This window comes from Cupriavidus gilardii (assembly GCF_008801915.1).
Classification (GTDB): domain Bacteria; phylum Pseudomonadota; class Gammaproteobacteria; order Burkholderiales; family Burkholderiaceae; genus Cupriavidus; species Cupriavidus gilardii.
Genome location: NZ_VZOV01000024.1, coordinates 1 through 15,665 on the forward strand (window position 1 = coordinate 1; position 15,665 = coordinate 15,665).

12 protein-coding genes are annotated in these 15,665 nt (G+C 69.6%); 6 read left to right on the forward strand and 6 right to left on the reverse strand.

What is annotated here, in order from left to right; genetic code table 11:
* On the forward strand, window positions 1-923 hold a 923-nt coding region (locus F7Q96_RS21725), incomplete at its 5' end, for a pseudouridine synthase (RefSeq protein WP_151023270.1).
* A gap of 132 nt (window positions 924-1,055) precedes the next feature.
* On the opposite strand, the gene def is transcribed toward F7Q96_RS21725, so the two are convergent.
* The 6 genes from def to F7Q96_RS21755 all read right to left on the reverse strand — a co-directional run bounded on the left by def (window position 1,056) and on the right by F7Q96_RS21755 (window position 10,943).
* Complete coding sequence (gene def / locus F7Q96_RS21730; RefSeq protein WP_053821655.1) at window positions 1,056-1,592, reverse strand: peptide deformylase; 537 nt, start codon at window positions 1,590-1,592, stop codon at window positions 1,056-1,058.
* Window positions 1,593-1,730: 138 nt separating this feature from the next.
* Window positions 1,731-2,312 (reverse strand): hypothetical protein, encoded by a 582-nt coding sequence (locus F7Q96_RS21735; RefSeq protein ID WP_151023272.1) that lies wholly within the window; start codon window positions 2,310-2,312, stop codon window positions 1,731-1,733.
* Between the two features lie 76 nt (window positions 2,313-2,388).
* Window positions 2,389-4,563 carry an NAD-dependent DNA ligase LigA gene (gene ligA, locus F7Q96_RS21740; protein WP_082371444.1) on the reverse strand — a complete coding sequence of 725 codons (2,175 nt, stop codon included), beginning with the start codon at window positions 4,561-4,563 and terminating at the stop codon, window positions 2,389-2,391.
* Between the two features lie 102 nt (window positions 4,564-4,665).
* Window positions 4,666-6,030 (reverse strand): cell division protein ZipA C-terminal FtsZ-binding domain-containing protein, encoded by a 1,365-nt coding sequence (locus F7Q96_RS21745; RefSeq protein ID WP_151023274.1) that lies wholly within the window; start codon window positions 6,028-6,030, stop codon window positions 4,666-4,668.
* A gap of 73 nt (window positions 6,031-6,103) precedes the next feature.
* A complete protein-coding gene (smc, locus tag F7Q96_RS21750; protein ID WP_053821653.1) occupies window positions 6,104-9,631 on the reverse strand; it encodes a chromosome segregation protein SMC in 3,528 nt (1,175 codons plus the stop codon).
* Window positions 9,632-9,956: 325 nt separating this feature from the next.
* A complete protein-coding gene (locus F7Q96_RS21755; protein WP_053821652.1) occupies window positions 9,957-10,943 on the reverse strand; it encodes a DMT family transporter in 987 nt (328 codons plus the stop codon).
* A 303-nt stretch (window positions 10,944-11,246) separates the two neighbouring features.
* Between F7Q96_RS21755 and dapC the strand changes: the two genes are divergently transcribed.
* The 5 genes from dapC (at window position 11,247) to dapE (ending at window position 15,638) form a co-directional block, all read left to right on the forward strand.
* On the forward strand, window positions 11,247-12,458 hold the full coding sequence (gene dapC / locus F7Q96_RS21760; protein WP_151023276.1) for a succinyldiaminopimelate transaminase: 1,212 nt from the start codon (window positions 11,247-11,249) through the stop codon (window positions 12,456-12,458).
* Window positions 12,459-12,639: 181 nt separating this feature from the next.
* Window positions 12,640-13,467 (forward strand): 2,3,4,5-tetrahydropyridine-2,6-dicarboxylate N-succinyltransferase, encoded by an 828-nt coding sequence (gene dapD / locus F7Q96_RS21765; RefSeq protein ID WP_053821651.1) that lies wholly within the window; start codon window positions 12,640-12,642, stop codon window positions 13,465-13,467.
* 123 nt (window positions 13,468-13,590) lie between these two features.
* Window positions 13,591-13,974 (forward strand): hypothetical protein, encoded by a 384-nt coding sequence (locus tag F7Q96_RS21770; RefSeq protein ID WP_170265973.1) that lies wholly within the window; start codon window positions 13,591-13,593, stop codon window positions 13,972-13,974.
* A 74-nt stretch (window positions 13,975-14,048) separates the two neighbouring features.
* A complete protein-coding gene (locus F7Q96_RS21775) occupies window positions 14,049-14,402 on the forward strand; it encodes an ArsC family reductase (protein WP_053821649.1) in 354 nt (117 codons plus the stop codon).
* Window positions 14,403-14,456: 54 nt separating this feature from the next.
* A complete protein-coding gene (gene dapE, locus F7Q96_RS21780) occupies window positions 14,457-15,638 on the forward strand; it encodes a succinyl-diaminopimelate desuccinylase (protein ID WP_053821648.1) in 1,182 nt (393 codons plus the stop codon).
* Window positions 15,639-15,665: the final 27 nt, after the last annotated feature.

Below are 15,665 nucleotides of genomic sequence, written 5' to 3' on the forward strand. Positions count from 1 at the left end.
CGGCCCGCTCCGGCTTCGGCGCCGGCGCCGGCCGTGCCCCCAAACCCGGCAGCGACCGTGTCCGCGACGACGCGCGGCGCCCCGCCCCGGCCCGCAGCCCCGCGCGCCCGCCGTCGAACGCGCATGCCGCCGGCGCGGCGCATGAGCCCGATGGCCTGGTGCGCCTGTCCAAGCGGATGTCCGAACTGGGCCTGTGCTCGCGCCGCGAGGCCGACGAATGGATTCCGCGCGGCTGGGTGCTGGTCGACGGCAAGCCGGTGACCGAGCTTGGCACGCGCATCCGCCCGGACGCGACGATCGAGATCCATCAGGCTGCCCGCTCCGAGCAAGGGGAGCGCGTCACGGTGCTGCTGCACAAGCCTGTCGGCTATGTGTCCGGCCAGGCCGAGGAAGGCTATCAGCCGGCCGCCGTGCTGTTTGCCGCCGAGAACCAGTGGGAAAACGATCCGACCCGCAAGCGCTATGCGCCCTGGCAACACAAGGGCCTGGCCCCGGCCGGACGCCTCGACATCGATTCGACCGGCCTGCTGGTGCTGACCCAGGACGGCCGCATTGCCCGCCAGCTGATCGGCGAGGACTCGAACATCGAGAAGGAGTACCTGGTGCGGGTGGTCTGGGAAGATGCGCCCGATGGGCCGGTCGAGCGCAATGTTTCCGCCGTGTTCCCCGCCGACCGGCTGGACAAGCTGCGCCACGGCCTGTCGCTGGACGGCGAGCCGCTGAAGCCGGCCAAGGTCAGCTGGCAGAACGAGGAACAGCTGCGTTTCGTGCTGCGCGAAGGCAAGAAGCGGCAGATCCGCAGGATGTGCGAGCAGGTCGGCCTGAAGGTGGTCGGACTGAAGCGCGTCCGCATGGGCCGGATCGTGCTCGGCGACCTGCCGGTCGGCCAGTGGCGCTTCCTCGGGCCGTTCGAGAAGTTCTGAGGCCCGGTGCCGGGACCGGCCGCTGCGCGGTCCCGGCCGATCCCGCCTTTTATCGCGCTTGCTGATCGGCCATCGGCTATCGGCTGTCGGCTATCGCCTCTTGCCCTGTTGCCGAGGCGACGGCCCGCGAGCTCAATCGTCCGACGGCACCCCGTTCAGCTCGGGAAACAGCACCTCGGTAAAACCGAACTTGCTGAAGTCCTTGACCCGCATCGGATACAGGATGCCGCGCAGGTGGTCGCACTCGTGCTGCACCACGCGCGCATGGAAGCCCTCGGCGACGCGCTCGATGCGCTGCCCCATCAGATCGAAGCCGGTATAGCGCAGGCTGGTATGGCGCGGCACCATGCCGCGCAGTCCCGGCACCGACAGGCAGCCCTCCCAGCCGTCCTCCATCTCGTCGGACAGCGGCGTCAGCTCGGGATTGATCAGCACCGTCTTGGGCACCTGCGGGGCATCGGGATAGCGCGGGTTGCGTTCGAAGCCGAAGATCACGACCTGCAGGTCCACGCCGATCTGCGGCGCGGCCAGCCCGGCGCCATTGGCATGGTCCATCGTGTCGAACATGTCCTCGATCAGCGTGCGAAGTTCGGGGGTATTGAAGCGCTGGACCGGGCGGGCAACCTGCAGCAGCCGGGGGTCGCCCATCTTCAGAATGTCGCGAATCATTGCTTGTCCTCTGCCTGGGCGGCCGGCGGTCGTACCGGCGGCCGCATGCGGTGGTTCTCCACCGAGATCCGGTCGATTATAGCCAGCGCTGCGCGCCGACGGCCGCGGGGCGCGCGGGTGCCAGGATCGGACCCATGCTCACGCCGCGAAGATCCTGTCCACGTCGACGTTGACCGAGCGCAGGCGTTCGAGCGGCACATGCGGCGTCAGATAGCGCAGCATCGTCTGCGCGCGCGACTCCAGCATGGGACAGCCGAATGTCCACTGCTTGTCGCCGTCCCACATGTCGAGCAGCGGCGCAAACAGGTTCGCGACAATTTGCCGGATGCGAAGCGGCCACGGCACCGGCGACGGCGCGGCCGACACCCGGCACGCGAGACGTCCGGCGCGCCGCTCGACGCTGCCCCTGTGAGACCGGATGCTGCGCAGGATGCCGGTATCCGCATCGGCGAGATATTCGAGCCGAAATGTCTGGCCGCGAAAGACAAAGACCTGCTCGTGCCGCTGCGCCGGTTGCTGCCGCAAGCGCTCGCGCAAGCCGTCGAGCTTGACGCGGACGGCCGGCCAATCGGCGCATGGTGCGGGTTGTGCTGCGATCGGACTCATGGGTGTCTCCTGGTGATGGGAAGAACCCGGCGAGGTTAATCGCGCGGCGGAGGCCGGTTCTTTCGGAATCGCCCCTGCCCCTTTGCTTTGCCGACCGGCGATCCGGCGTCCCACTGGACAGCGCCGCCAATCGCGGCCAGCGCAGTCCTTCGCGCAGTCCTTCGCACCGGCTTCAGCGGTGGCTTCGGCATCAGCCTCCCGCCACCCCGTGCTGCTGCAGCAGCGCCATCATGCCGGCCTCGTCCAGCACCGGCACGCCAAGCTCCTGCGCCTTGGCCAGCTTGCTGCCGGCCTCTTCGCCCGCCACCACGTAGTCGGTCTTCTTCGACACCGAGCCCGCGACCTTGGCGCCGGCTCCTTCGAGCAACGCCTTGGCCTCCTCGCGCGACAGCGTCGGCAACGTGCCGGTCAGCACGAAGGTCTTGCCGGCCAGCGGCGCCGGCGCGCGCGCGGCCGGCTCGCTCTCGGGCCAATGCACGCCGGCGGCGCGCAGCTGCTCGATGACCTCGACGTTGTGCGCCTCGGCAAAGAAATGCGCGATCGACTGCGCGACCACCGGACCGACGTCGTTGACCTCAAGCAGTGCGGCTTCGTCCGCCGCCATCAGCCCGTCGAGCTTGCCGAAATGCCGGGCCAGGTCCTTGGCGGTCGCCTCGCCGACATGGCGGATGCCCAGCGCGAAGATGAAGCGGTTCAGCGTGGTGGCGCGCGACGCGTCGATCGCGGCGACCAGGTTGCTGGCCGACTTGTCGGCCATGCGGTCCAGCGCCGCCAGCTTGGCCACGCCGAGCTTGTACAGGTCGGCGGGCGTACGGACGATGCCCTGCTCGACCAGCTGGTCGACCACCTTTTCGCCGAGCCCTTCGATATCCATCGCGCGGCGCTGCGCGAAATGCAGCAGCGCCTGCTTGCGCTGCGCCGCGCAGATCAGCCCGCCGGTGCAGCGTGCGATCGCCTCGTCCTCGAGCCGCTCGATATGCGAGCCGCACACCGGGCACTCGGTGGGCATCACGAACGGCCGCGCCTCGGCGGGCCGGCGCTCCGGCACCACCGCGACCACTTCCGGAATCACGTCGCCGGCGCGGCGCACGATCACGGTGTCGCCGATATGCACGTCCTTGCGGCGGATTTCGTCCTCGTTGTGCAGCGTGGCATTGGTCACCGTGACGCCGCCGACGAACACCGGCGCCAGCCGCGCCACCGGCGTGATCGCGCCGGTGCGGCCCACCTGGACTTCGATGTCCTCGACCACCGTGGTCATTTCCTGCGCCGGGAACTTGTGCGCCAGCGCAAAGCGCGGCGCGCGCGAGACGAAGCCCAGGCGTTCCTGCTCGTCGACCGCATTGACCTTGTAGACCACGCCGTCGATGTCATAGGGCAAGCTGTCGCGCTTCCTGCCGACGCCGCGGTAGAAGCCGAGCAGCCCCTGCGCGCCCTTGACCACGGCGCGCTCGGCGCAGACCGGCAGGCCGAGCGCGGCAAAGCGTTCGAGCAGCGCCTCGTGGGTGGCCGGGCGCGGCTCGCCGTCAAGCTCGCCAAGACCATAGGCAAAGAACGACAGCGGACGGCGCGCGGTGATGCGCGGATCGAGCTGGCGCAGGCTGCCGGCCGCGGCGTTGCGCGGATTGACGAAGGTCTTCTCGCCGGCCTCGGCCTGGCGCGCATTGAGCCGGTCGAAATCGCGCCGGTACATGAAGACCTCGCCGCGCACCTCGATCACCGCCGGCGCGCCGGCCTTCAGCTTCAGCGGAATCGCCTTGATCGTGCGCACATTGGCGGTCACGTCCTCGCCGGTCTCGCCATCGCCGCGCGTGGCGGCCTGCACCAGCCGGCCGTTTTCGTAGCGCAGCGACATCGCGAGGCCGTCGAACTTCAGCTCGCAGGCATATTCGACCGCGTCGGCGGCCGAGAACAGGTCCGCGGCGCCCTCGGCGGCGACGGTGCGGCCCAGGCCCTGCGCGCAGCGGCGATCGAAACCGATCACGTCGTCGTCGTCGAACGCATTGTTCAGCGACAGCATCGGCAGCCGGTGCCGCACCGTCGCGAACGCCGTCAGCGGCTGCCCGCCGACGCGCTGGGTCGGCGACTCAGGCGTCAGCAGTTCCGGATGCGTGGCCTCCAGCTCCTGCAGTTCGCGGAACAGCGCGTCGTAATCGGCGTCCGGAATGGTCGGCGCGTCGAGCACGTAATACTGGTAGTTGTGGTGCTCGATCTGCTCGCGCAGCCAGTCGGCGCGCGCGGCCGGGGTATCGGGCTTGTCGGCGGAATTGTCCGGACGCGCGGCTTCGGCCGCGTCGGCTGCTTTGGCCGCAGCGGTCCGCGGCGCATCGGCCGGAGTGGGAGCGCCGTGTTTCTTTGCTGGCATGGGCGTGGGCGGTACGAAAAAGCGGTCGGCTGACGGACGGCGAAACGGGCGATGAAAGCGGACGGCGAAAGCGAACGACTGAAAGCGGTGCGGGTCCGCCCGTCAGCTGCTGAACAGGCGCAATGCCACCGGCGATCCGGCCGGCATGCCGCGCGCCTCGAGCTTGTCGTAGAGCGCCTGCAGCTGCTGGAAGATCGCGACGAACGACGTCTCGGTCAGCGGCCGGTGATTGTCGTCGACCAGTCTTGCGCCCATCCGCTGCGCCAGGCTGTCGCCATACTCGCACATCGTCTTCAGCGGCTTGACCGCCTGGGAGGCCTGCGGCACGTCCAGCAGCAGCGTGATCTGGCTGCCCGCCTTGACGGTCAGATCGTCGCGCAGGAAGTTGGTATCGCCGAACTGCAGCGTAAACAGCGCGCGCTGGATGCCGTCGGGGCCGGCCTGGTAGCGGGTGAAGCGGGTGCCGTCGCGCGACAGCACCAGGCCGTCCTGCGTGGCGACGTTCTGCACATAGGCGGCCGACCACGGCGCGCCGTCGGACACCACGTTGACGCCCAGCTGCACGTCGCAGGCGGCGGCGAAGCCGTCGAGCTCGCGTGCATTGGCGACGGTCTCGCTCATGTCGGGCAGTTCGGCCGACGCATCGAGCGATTCGGCCAGCGCCTCGACCGCGTTGACGAACTCGGAGAATTCCAGCGCGTTCAGCGGACCGCCGCGATTGGCCAGCTGCACCGCGACCTGCAGGTCTTCGTACTGATGGCCGGCGGTCACCGGCTCCCACGCGTTGGCGGGCTCGTACAGGCCCTCGATGTGGACCTGCTTGGTGCCGGCCCGGCGCAGGCGCCCGGTCAGCGGCAGGATGCGGTCGCCCGAGGCCTTGCGTTCCAGATGCAGCGGCACGATGCAGTCGATCAGCGGATCGATGACCGCGGGCCTGGGCTGCCCGTCTGCCACGATCGGCTCGGCCACCGGTTCGGGCTGCGGCGCCGCGGCCGGCGCGGCGGCCGTGGCGGAAGGCTCTGCCCGCGCCGTTTTCGGTGCCTCGCCCGCGTCGGCAGGCGTATCCTGGCCGGCGTGCGGGGCGGGGGGCGCGCCGGGAGTGCGCACGGACGGCGCGCTGCGCGCGACACCATCGGCGACTTCCTCGGCCAGCAGCTCGTCGGCATCGGCGCTGCCGGCCATCAGCGGCGAAGCCGCCTGCGCCGCCTGGGCGTCGTCATCGAGCGGCGGCACCGACAGCTTCGGCTCCTTGCGCTGGATCGTTTCGGGACGCGGCGGCTCGTGCAGCTTGGCGCTGACTTCGGGCTTGATTTCCTCGCCCACCACCGGCTCGCGCATCGGCGGCAGGTCGTCCTCGGGTTGCAGCGCGCGCGGACGACGCGACTTGCGGATCTGCCATTGGTTGTAGGCCACCACCAGCAGCAGCAGCACGATGCCGGCGACGACCAGCGCGGTTTGGAGATCCATTACGCGCGCCCTCCACGGTTCGGCGAAAACGCCAGCCGATGCTTGCGCCCATGCGTCAATCGAAGCGATCCGGTCATGCCGCCTCCGCCATCGAAACGGCCGCGTCCATGTCGACGGCGACGATCCGCGACACCCCCTGCTCCTGCATCGTGACGCCGATCAGCTGGTGCGCCATTTCCATTGCAATCTTGTTGTGTGAGATGAAGACGAACTGCGTCTTGTCGGACATGCGCGCGACCATATTGGCGTAGCGCTCGGTATTGGCGTCGTCCAGCGGCGCGTCGACCTCGTCGAGCAGACAGAACGGTGCCGGGTTCAGCTGGAACATCGCGAACACCAGCGCGATCGCGGTCAGCGCCTTTTCGCCGCCCGACAGCAGGTGGATCGTCGAGTTCTTCTTGCCCGGGGGCTGCGCCATCACCTGCACGCCGGCATCGAGGATCTCCTCGCCGGTCATGATCAGCCTGGCCTGGCCGCCGCCGAACAGCTGCGGGAACAGTTCGCCGAAATGATGGTTGACCTGGTCGAAGGTGCCCTGCAGCAGCGCACGCGTTTCCTGGTCGATCTTGTGGATCGCGTCTTCCAGCGTCTGGATCGCGTCGTTCAGGTCGGCCGACTGCGCGTCGAGGAAGGTCTTGCGTTCGCGCGCCGCCGCCAGTTCCTCGAGCGCGGCCATGTTGACCGGGCCGAGCGCGTTGATCGCGTTGTTGATCCGCGTGACCTCGCCCTGCAGATAGGAGGGCTTCAGGTTGGCGCCAAGCTCGCCGGTCAGCTTGCCGGCCAGCGCGGCCTCGTCGACCTCGGCCGCGGCCAGCTGCTCGGCGAACTGCTCCTGCGCCAGGCGCGCGGCCTGCTCCTTGAGCTGCAGTTCGGTGATGCGGTCGCGCAGCGGCTGCAGGCTGCGCTCGGCGGCCAGGCGCTGCTCGTCGGACTGGCGCAGCTGCGCCGACAGCGCGTCGAGCTCGATGCGGGCCGCGGCCAGCTTCTGCTCGCGTTCGGCACGCAGTTCCAGCGCTTCCTGCAGCCCGGTATGCGCGGTCTGCTCGTTGATCGTTTCCAGCTCGGCGCGCGCGTTCTCCAGCGATTCGGCGATGCGCTCGCTCTGGTCGCCCGCGACCTGGATATTGCGGCGCAGCTCGTCGATGCGGGCGGCCAGATTGCGCTCGGCGAACACGGCCTCCTGGGCGGCGCGTTCCAGATCGCGCAACTGCTGGCGCGCGTCGGACAGCTTCGCATCCAGCGCTTCGTAGGCCATCTGGTGGTCTTCGTGCGCGGCCTGCATCTCGGCCAGCTCGGCATCGTGCCGCTCGAAGTTGGCCTCCGATTCGGCCTTCAGCGCGCGCTGCTCGTCGATCTGCGCGGCGATCTCCTCCAGCTCCTCGCGGATCTGGCTGCTGCGCGCGGCGTAGCGCTCCATCGCCTGCGACAGCTTGAGCACGTCCATCTGCAGCCCATGGACGCGCCGCGTGACGCGCTCGCTGTCGGCGCGCGCCTCCACCAGCTTGCGGCTGCCCTCGGTAAAGGCAGCCTCGGCGCGCACCGCCTGGGCCTTGGCCTCGTCGGCCAGCAGCGTCTGCGCGCGGGCCTGCTTCTGCAGATTCTCGATTTCCTGCTCGCGCGCCAGCATGCCGGCCTGCTCGGAGTCGGCGGCATACAGATGCACCGAGCTGCGGCCGACCAGATGGCCTTCGGCGACGACGAAGGTCGCGCCCTCGGGCAGGCTCGCGCGGGCCGCGAGCGCCTGCTCCATGCTATCCGCGGTGTAGACGTCGGCCAGCCAGTCCTGCATCACCGCGCGGATGCCCGGCTCGGTGATCTGCAGCAGCGACATCAGCGGACGCAGTCCGGCCGGCGCTTCGCCGGGGCGTGCCGCCGGCGGCGGCGCGTAGAAGGCCAGCTTGGCCGGTGGCGCGTCGGTCAGCAGCCCCTTGACCCAGTCGAGGCTGGACACTTCCAGCGCGGCCAGCTTTTCGCGCAGCACCGACTCGAGCGCGTTTTCCCAGCCCGGTTCGATATGGATCTTCTTCCACAGGCGCGGCAGCTCGGACAGGCCGTGCCTGGCCAGCCAGGGCTGGACCTTGCCTTCGCTCTGCACGTTCTCCTGCAGCTGGCGCAGCGCGGCCAGGCGCGCCTCGAGCGCCGCGATCGCCGCGGCTTCGCTCTGCACGCGCTCCTGCGCGGCGCGGCGTTCCGCGTCGAGCCGCGGCAGATTGTCCTCGGCCTCGGCCAGCGCGGCCTGGGCGTCCTCGAGCATCGCCTCGTGTTCGGCCAGCTCGGCGCGCAGTTCCTCCAGCCTGACGTCGTCGGGCCGGTCCAGGCCCTTTTCCTCGCCGGACAGGCGTTCGCGGCGCTGCTCCAGCTGCTGCAGCATCTGGTCGGCGTTGCGCTGGTGCGCGGCCTCGAGCTTGAGCGCCTGCTCGGCCTGCATGATGCCGGCGCGCTGCTCGTTCAGCAGCGCCTGCGCGTCGCGCCATTGGGCTTCCAGCGTCGGCAGCGCTTCGCTCTGCTGCTCGACCGCCTGCTGCGCCTCGATGGTGCGGCCCTCGGCCAGCGCCAGTTCCTCTTCGGCCTGCTCGAGCTCGTCCCCGGCCTGCTGGGCCTTGGCCTGCCACTGCTCGCGCTGCGCCGTCAGCGCGGCGATCTGCGCCTGCACGCGGTTGCGCGACTCGACCACATAGCGGATCTCGGCCTCGAGCTTGCTGACCTCGGTATTGGCCTCGTAGAGCGCGCCCTGGGCGGCGTGCATGCCGTCGGAAGCGGCGTAGTGCGCGGCGCGCAGCGTCTCCAGCTCGGCCTCGACGTGGCGCAGCTGCGCGGTCTGCGCTTCCAGGTCGATCTGGGCCTGCTCGATCGCGCGCTGATGGCGTTCCTGCTCGGCCAGCGCCTCGCGCTTGCGCAGCAGCCACAGCAGATGCTGCTTCTCCTCGCCCTCGGCCTGCAGTGCCTTGAAGCGCTGCGCGACCTCGGCCTGGCCCTCGAGCTTGTCGAGGTTGGCCGACAGCTCGCGCAGGATGTCCTCGACCCGGGTCAGGTTCTCGCGCGTGTCCGACAGCCGGTTCTCGGTCTCCCGGCGGCGTTCCTTGTATTTGGAGACGCCGGCCGCTTCCTCGAGGAAGATCCGCATGTCGTCGGGCTTGGCCTCGATGATCCGCGAGATCATGCCCTGGCCGATGATCGCGTAGGCGCGCGGACCCAGGCCCGTGCCCAGGAAGATGTCCTGGATGTCGCGCCGGCGCACCGGCTGGTTGTTGATGTAGTAGGACGAGGTGCCGTCGCGGGTCAGCACGCGCTTGACCGCGATCTCGGCGTACTGGCTCCACTGCCCGGCGGCACGGCCTTCGGCGTTGTCGAACACCAGCTCGACGCTGGCGCGGCCGGCCGGCTTGCGCGCGGTGGAACCGTTGAAGATGACGTCCTGCATCGATTCGCCGCGCAGCTCGGAAGCGCGGGACTCGCCGAGCACCCAGCGCACCGCATCGATGATGTTGGACTTGCCGCAGCCGTTGGGACCGACGATGCCGACCAGTTGGCCGGGCACTTGGAAATTGGTGGGATCGACAAAGGACTTGAAGCCCGCCAGCTTGATCGAGGACAGTCGCACGGTTGGTCTTGAATGGGTTCGAATCCGTGGTGAGGCACGCCCGCGAGCGGCACCCAGAAAGGCCGGGCAGCCTGCGCGACGCCCTGTGCCGACGTGCCGTCCGCACCGCATTCGTCGCGCACTTGTGCCCGAAAATTGGCGCTAATCATACCATCGGTGTGACGCCGTCCAGCCGGATTTACCGGCAGTTACGGGGACGTTGCCGGCCGCTTCCCGCGCCATCCGGGCCGCATCCCGGCCGCATCCGGTGCGCTTCGGCAGCGGTGCCGACGGCACCCCGGCGGCATCCCGGGTACCTCCCGGCGCCAGACCGTGATGGCGGCCCCTACTGCCCTTGCTGCCCCTGCAGGCCGGTACACCGGGCGCCGTCGGCCGCCCGCACCGGCCCGCCGCGGCGGTGCACCAGACCCGACAGCGCCCCGGCCGCCACGATGCACAGGCCGCCGGCCGCCTCCTTCCAGCTCAGCGTCTCGGTCGCCAGCCACCACGACGACACCGCGGCGACCACGATCTCGAACAGCATCAGCAGCGAGACCCGGTTCGCCGGCAGATGCTGCAGGCCGTACTGGACGATCGCGTTGCCGACCACCAGCGTGGCCGCCAGGCCCAGCACCAGCAGCGGCGCCGCCACGCGGGCCTCGGGTGCGATCGTCACCGCGCCGGCGTCCAGCCACAGCGAGGCGACGCCGCCGACCAGCGTGCCGCCGCCGAACACCATCAGCGTGCGCAGCCGCGCGTCCATCTCCGGAAAGCGCTGCCCGGCGCGGCGCGACAGCACGTTGTTGAACGCGAAGGCGATGCCCGCCACCAGACCGGCCCATTCGGCCGCATCGCGCGGCAGCGGCACGCCGACCTCGGGCGTCCACAGCATCAGGCCGGCGCCGAACATCGCCAGCGCCACCAGCATCAGGCCCGCCGGCGAGACGCGCTCGCCGATCAGCAGCCGCGCCACCAGCACGGTCCACACCGGGGTCAGATAGAACAGCAGCAGCACCCGCATCACATGACCGTGGACGCTGCCCCAGACAAAGCCGGCATTGGTGACGCCGGCCGCCAGCGCGATCGCGACGAACAGCCACGACCGGCGCAGGCCGCGCAGCTGCCGCCGCAGCACCAACAGCGCCAGCACGGCGGCGACCGCGCTGACCACCGCCGCGGCCTTCATGCCGCCGAGGCCCCAGGCGTCCAGCAATCGATAGGGATACCAGGCGATGCCCCATACCGAGGCGCCGAGCAGGATCGACAGGGAAGCCTTGAAGCTGTCGGCGTCATGGAGGGCGCCGGGCTGCACATTGGCGTTGGAATGGCTCATGGAATGGAAAACACTGGAGGCGGCACCCGGGAAACGGTGCCTGACATGGCTCTGGGTGGTTCGGGGTGCCCGACCGGGGCCCGTCAAGCCGCTCAAGCCCGTTGGCCCAGATCGGGCCGAATGGGCCGCATGGGCTGGAGGGGCCGAACAGGCCGGATGGGCCGGACGGGCCGGATGGGCCGGATGGGCCGGACGTGGGCGGATCGGGCCGGAGAGCGCGCGGCCCGCCGGTCCCTCGGCGCGGCGCCTCGTCCCCAGCCTCGTCCCTTATAATGCTGCGTTTCGACAGGCCTTCGACCCATCATGAACCCGCGTCTCGATTTGCTGCAGCCCTACCCGTTCGAGAAACTGAAGGCCCTGTTTGCGGGAATCGAGCCGAACGGCGCGCTGCGGCCGATCAGTTTCGGCATCGGCGAGCCCAAGCATCCGACCCCGCGTTTCATCCGCGATGCGCTGGCCGAGTCGCTTGGCGGGCTGGCGAATTATCCCACAACGGCCGGTTCCGAAGCGCTGCGCCAATGCATCGCCGGCTGGCTGGAACGCCGCTACGGCCTGCCCCGCGTCGACCCCGCCAGCCAGGTGCTGCCGGTCACCGGCTCGCGCGAGGCGCTGTTCGCCTTCGCCCAGACCGTGGTCGACGGTACCCGCCCCGGCGCGCTGGTGCTGTGCCCGAACCCGTTCTATCAGATCTATGAAGGCGCCGCGCTGCTCGCCGGCGCGACGCCGGTGTTCGCCAACAGCGATCCGTCCCGCAATTTCGCCCCCGCCTTCGACCGCATTGCCGACGACGTCTGGCCGCGCGTGCAGCTGGTCTACGTCTGCTCGCCCGGCAATCCGACCGGCGCGGTGCTGTCGCTGGAGGACTGGCGCCAGCTGTTCGCGCTGTCGGACCGCCACGGCTTCGTGATCGCCTCCGACGAGTGCTATTCCGAAATCTATTTCGACGAAGGCAAGGCGCCGCTGGGCGCGCTCGAGGCGGCGCACCGGCTGGGCCGCGGCTTCGAGCGGCTGGTGATGTTCTCCAGCCTGTCCAAGCGCTCGAACGTGCCGGGCCTGCGCTCGGGCTTCGTCGCCGGCGACGCCGCGCTGCTGGGCCGCTTCCTGCTGTATCGCACCTATCATGGCGGCGCGATGAACCCGGCGGTGCAGAGCGCCAGCGTCGCGGCCTGGAACGACGAGGCCCATGTGCGCGAGAACCGCGCCGCCTATGTCGCCAAGTTCGCCGAGGTCACGCCGATGCTGGCCGAGGTGCTGGACGTCGCGCTGCCCGACGCGGGCTTCTATCTGTGGGCCGACGTCTCGCGCACCGGCCTTTCCGACACCGAGTTCGCCGCGCGGCTTTACGCCGAGCAGCACCTGACCGTGCTGCCGGGCAGCTATCTGGCACGCGAAACGGACGGCATCAACCCGGGCGCCAACCGCGTGCGGATGGCGCTGGTGGCGACGCCCGAGGAATGCCGCGAGGGTGCCGAGCGCATCGTCGCCTTCTGCCGGGGGCTGACGCGCCGCGGCTGAGCCCGCCGGAGGACAATTCGATCCCACGATTCGACGCCCCCGGACCTGGGATCGGCTCCGGGAATCGGCCCGGGGAATCGGACCCGGAACTCGGACCCGATATCCGCCGCAATACCGGCCGCCACCGGCACCACGCACGGCGGCCTCGAATTCAACCACGACAACACGCGAAGAAACGCATATGACGCAAGCACTGCAAGCTCTGATCGACCAGGCCTGGGAAGACCGCGCCAGCCTGTCGCCCAAGTCCGCCCCGGCCGACATCCGCGAAGCGGTGGCCACGGTAATCGGCCAGCTCGACGCGGGCACGCTGCGCGTGGCCGAGAAGCAAGGCAAGGACTGGATCGTCAACCAGTGGATCAAGAAGGCGGTGCTGCTGTCGTTCCGCCTCGAGGACAATGCGCCGATGGCCGCCGGCGGCTTCGCGCAGTTCTACGACAAGGTGCCGACCAAGTTCGCCAACTGGTCGGCCGACGATTTCGCCAGGGCCGGCTTTCGCGTGGTGCCGCCGGCGGTGGCCCGCCGCGGCTCGTTCATCGCGAAGAACGCGGTGCTGATGCCCTCGTACGTCAACATCGGCGCCTATGTCGATGAGGGCACGATGGTCGATACCTGGGCCACCGTCGGTTCGTGCGCGCAGATCGGCAAGAACGTGCACCTGTCGGGCGGCGTCGGCATCGGCGGCGTGCTCGAGCCGCTGCAGGCCAATCCGGTCATCATCGAGGACAACTGCTTCATCGGCGCCCGCTCGGAAATCGTCGAGGGCGTGATCGTCGAGGAGAACTCGGTGATCTCGATGGGTGTCTACCTGGGCCAGTCGACCAAGATCTACGATCGCGAAACCGGCGAGATCCACTACGGCCGCGTGCCGGCCGGCTCGGTGGTGGTGGCCGGCAACCTGCCGTCGAAGGATGGCAAGTACAGCCTGTACTGCGCCGTGATCGTCAAGAAGGTCGACGCGCAGACGCGCGCCAAGACCAGCCTGAACGACCTGCTGCGCGGCGACTGACGGCAGCGCGGTGGCGGCCCCGTGCCGCCACCGCTGTCGCTTCTTCCGCCCCCCTCGCCCCGACCGGCGCACCGCACCGGCTCCCACGTGAGGTGACCCGTGCCCTCCCTTCGCAAGCGATTCATGGCCCTGGACCCCGCTACCGTCAGCACCGTGCTGTCCCTGCTGCCGACCATTCTCGAGCAGGCCAACAAGACCATCGAGAAGCTCAAGAAGAGCAAGCGCAAGGACGAGCCGGCCGACAGCGGCGACGGCACGCCGGCGCTCGATCCGCAGGCGCAGGCGCGCCAGCTCGCGGCGCGTGTCGCCGAGCTGGAAACGGCCGCGATGCAGCAGGCCGAGAACGTCAAGCTGCTGGCCGAACAGCATGCGATCACGATCGATGCGCTGCGCAAGGAAGCGGCGCGGCTGGACCGCCGGCTGCGGCTGATGACCGCGGTGGCGATGGCCGGCTTCGCGCTGGGCCTGCCGGCGCTGGTGATCGCCGTCAATCTGCTGCTGCGCTGAAGCGGGCTTCGGTCCGCGCCATCGCGCCTGCGTCACCGTCGCCACCCCTGCCAACGTTTCATTCTTCATTCGCCATGACCGTCCAGCTCTACGGCATCCCGAACTGCGATACCGTCAAGAAAGCCCGCACCTGGCTCGAATCCAACGGCGTCGACTACGCCTTCCACGATTTCAAGAAGCAGGGCGTCGACGAGACGATGCTGCGCCGCTGGCTGAAGCAGGTGCCGCTGTCGCTGCTGCTCAACCGCAAGGGCACCACCTGGCGCGCGCTGCCGGACGCCGACAAGGCGCTGGCCGAGAACGCCGACGGCGCGATCGCGCTGATGCAGCGCAGCCCCTCGCTGATCAAGCGGCCGGTGCTCGAGCATGACGGCACGGTTGCGGTCGGCTTTGCCGCGGACCAGTACGCCGAACGTTTCCACGGCTGAGCTCGCTCGCCGCTTGATGCCCTCACCGCCTGACCGCCTCCCCACCGCCGCACCATGACCGCCAACGCCCCCGCAACGCCCGCCGCCAATCCCACGCTGGCGCTGACCGAAGACCTGATCCGCCGCCAGTCGGTGACTCCCGCCGACGAAGGCTGCCAGGCCGTGCTGCAGGCGCGGCTGTCCGCGCTCGGCTTCACCTGCGAATCGCTGGTCAGCGGCCCGGACTCGTTTCGCGTGACCAATCTGTGGGCCGTCAAGCGCGGCCGGCTGGGCACCGGCGGCAAGCTGCTGGCCTTCGCCGGCCACACCGATGTGGTGCCGACCGGCCCGCTGGAGCAATGGACTTCGCCGCCGTTCGAGCCGACGCATCGCGACGGCAAGCTGTACGGCCGCGGCGCCGCCGACATGAAGACCTCGATCGCGGGCTTCGTGGTGGCGATCGAGGAATTCCTGCAGGCTCATCCGGACCATGCCGGCTCGATCGCGCTGTTGATCACCAGCGACGAGGAAGGCCCGGCGCACGACGGCACCGTCAAGGTCGTGCAGGCGCTGCAGGCGCGCGGCGAACGGCTCGACTACTGCGTGGTCGGCGAGCCGACCTCGGTCGACACGCTCGGCGACATGGTCAAGAACGGCCGGCGCGGCTCGCTGTCCGGCAAGCTGACCGTCAAGGGCGTGCAGGGCCATATCGCCTACCCGCACCTGGCGCGCAATCCGATCCATCTGGCGGCGCCGGCGCTGGCCGAACTGGTCGGCGAGCGCTGGGACGAAGGCAATGCGTATTTCCCGCCGACCACCTGGCAGATGTCGAACATCCACGCGGGCACCGGCGCGACCAACGTGATCCCCGGCCACGTGACGATCGATTTCAACTTCCGCTTCTCGACGGCCAGCACGCCGGAGCAGCTGAAGGCCCGCGTGCACGCGATCCTCGATCGCCACGGGCTCGACTACCAGCTCGACTGGACGCTGGGCGGCGAACCGTTCCTGACGCCGCGCGGCGAGCTGTCCGAGGCGATGGCCGCGGCGATCGCCGCCGAGACCGGCGTGCAGACCGAACTGTCGACCACCGGCGGCACCTCGGACGGACGCTTCATCGCGAAGATCTGCCCGCAGGTGATCGAGTTCGGTCCGCCCAATGCAAGCATCCACAAGATCGACGAGCACGTCGACGTGCGCTTCATCGAGCCGTTGAAGAACATCTATCGCGGCGTGCTGGAACGGCTGATCGCCTGAGCGACCCGCCCCGGCCGCGCCACTGTC

What these genes read in the sequence shown, in the direction of transcription:
- def (WP_053821655.1), bottom strand. Translation starts at nt 1,592, where the DNA reads ATGATTCGCGACATTCTGAAGATGGGCGACCCCCGGCTGCTGCAGGTT.
- ligA (WP_082371444.1), bottom strand. Translation starts at nt 4,563, where the DNA reads ATGCCAGCAAAGAAACACGGCGCTCCCACTCCGGCCGATGCGCCGCGG.
- F7Q96_RS21745 (WP_151023274.1), bottom strand. Translation starts at nt 6,030, where the DNA reads ATGGATCTCCAAACCGCGCTGGTCGTCGCCGGCATCGTGCTGCTGCTG.
- F7Q96_RS21755 (WP_053821652.1), bottom strand. Translation starts at nt 10,943, where the DNA reads ATGAGCCATTCCAACGCCAATGTGCAGCCCGGCGCCCTCCATGACGCC.
- dapC (WP_151023276.1), top strand. Translation starts at nt 11,247, where the DNA reads ATGAACCCGCGTCTCGATTTGCTGCAGCCCTACCCGTTCGAGAAACTG.
- dapD (WP_053821651.1), top strand. Translation starts at nt 12,640, where the DNA reads ATGACGCAAGCACTGCAAGCTCTGATCGACCAGGCCTGGGAAGACCGC.
- F7Q96_RS21770 (WP_170265973.1), top strand. Translation starts at nt 13,591, where the DNA reads ATGGCCCTGGACCCCGCTACCGTCAGCACCGTGCTGTCCCTGCTGCCG.
- F7Q96_RS21775 (WP_053821649.1), top strand. Translation starts at nt 14,049, where the DNA reads ATGACCGTCCAGCTCTACGGCATCCCGAACTGCGATACCGTCAAGAAA.
- dapE (WP_053821648.1), top strand. Translation starts at nt 14,457, where the DNA reads ATGACCGCCAACGCCCCCGCAACGCCCGCCGCCAATCCCACGCTGGCG.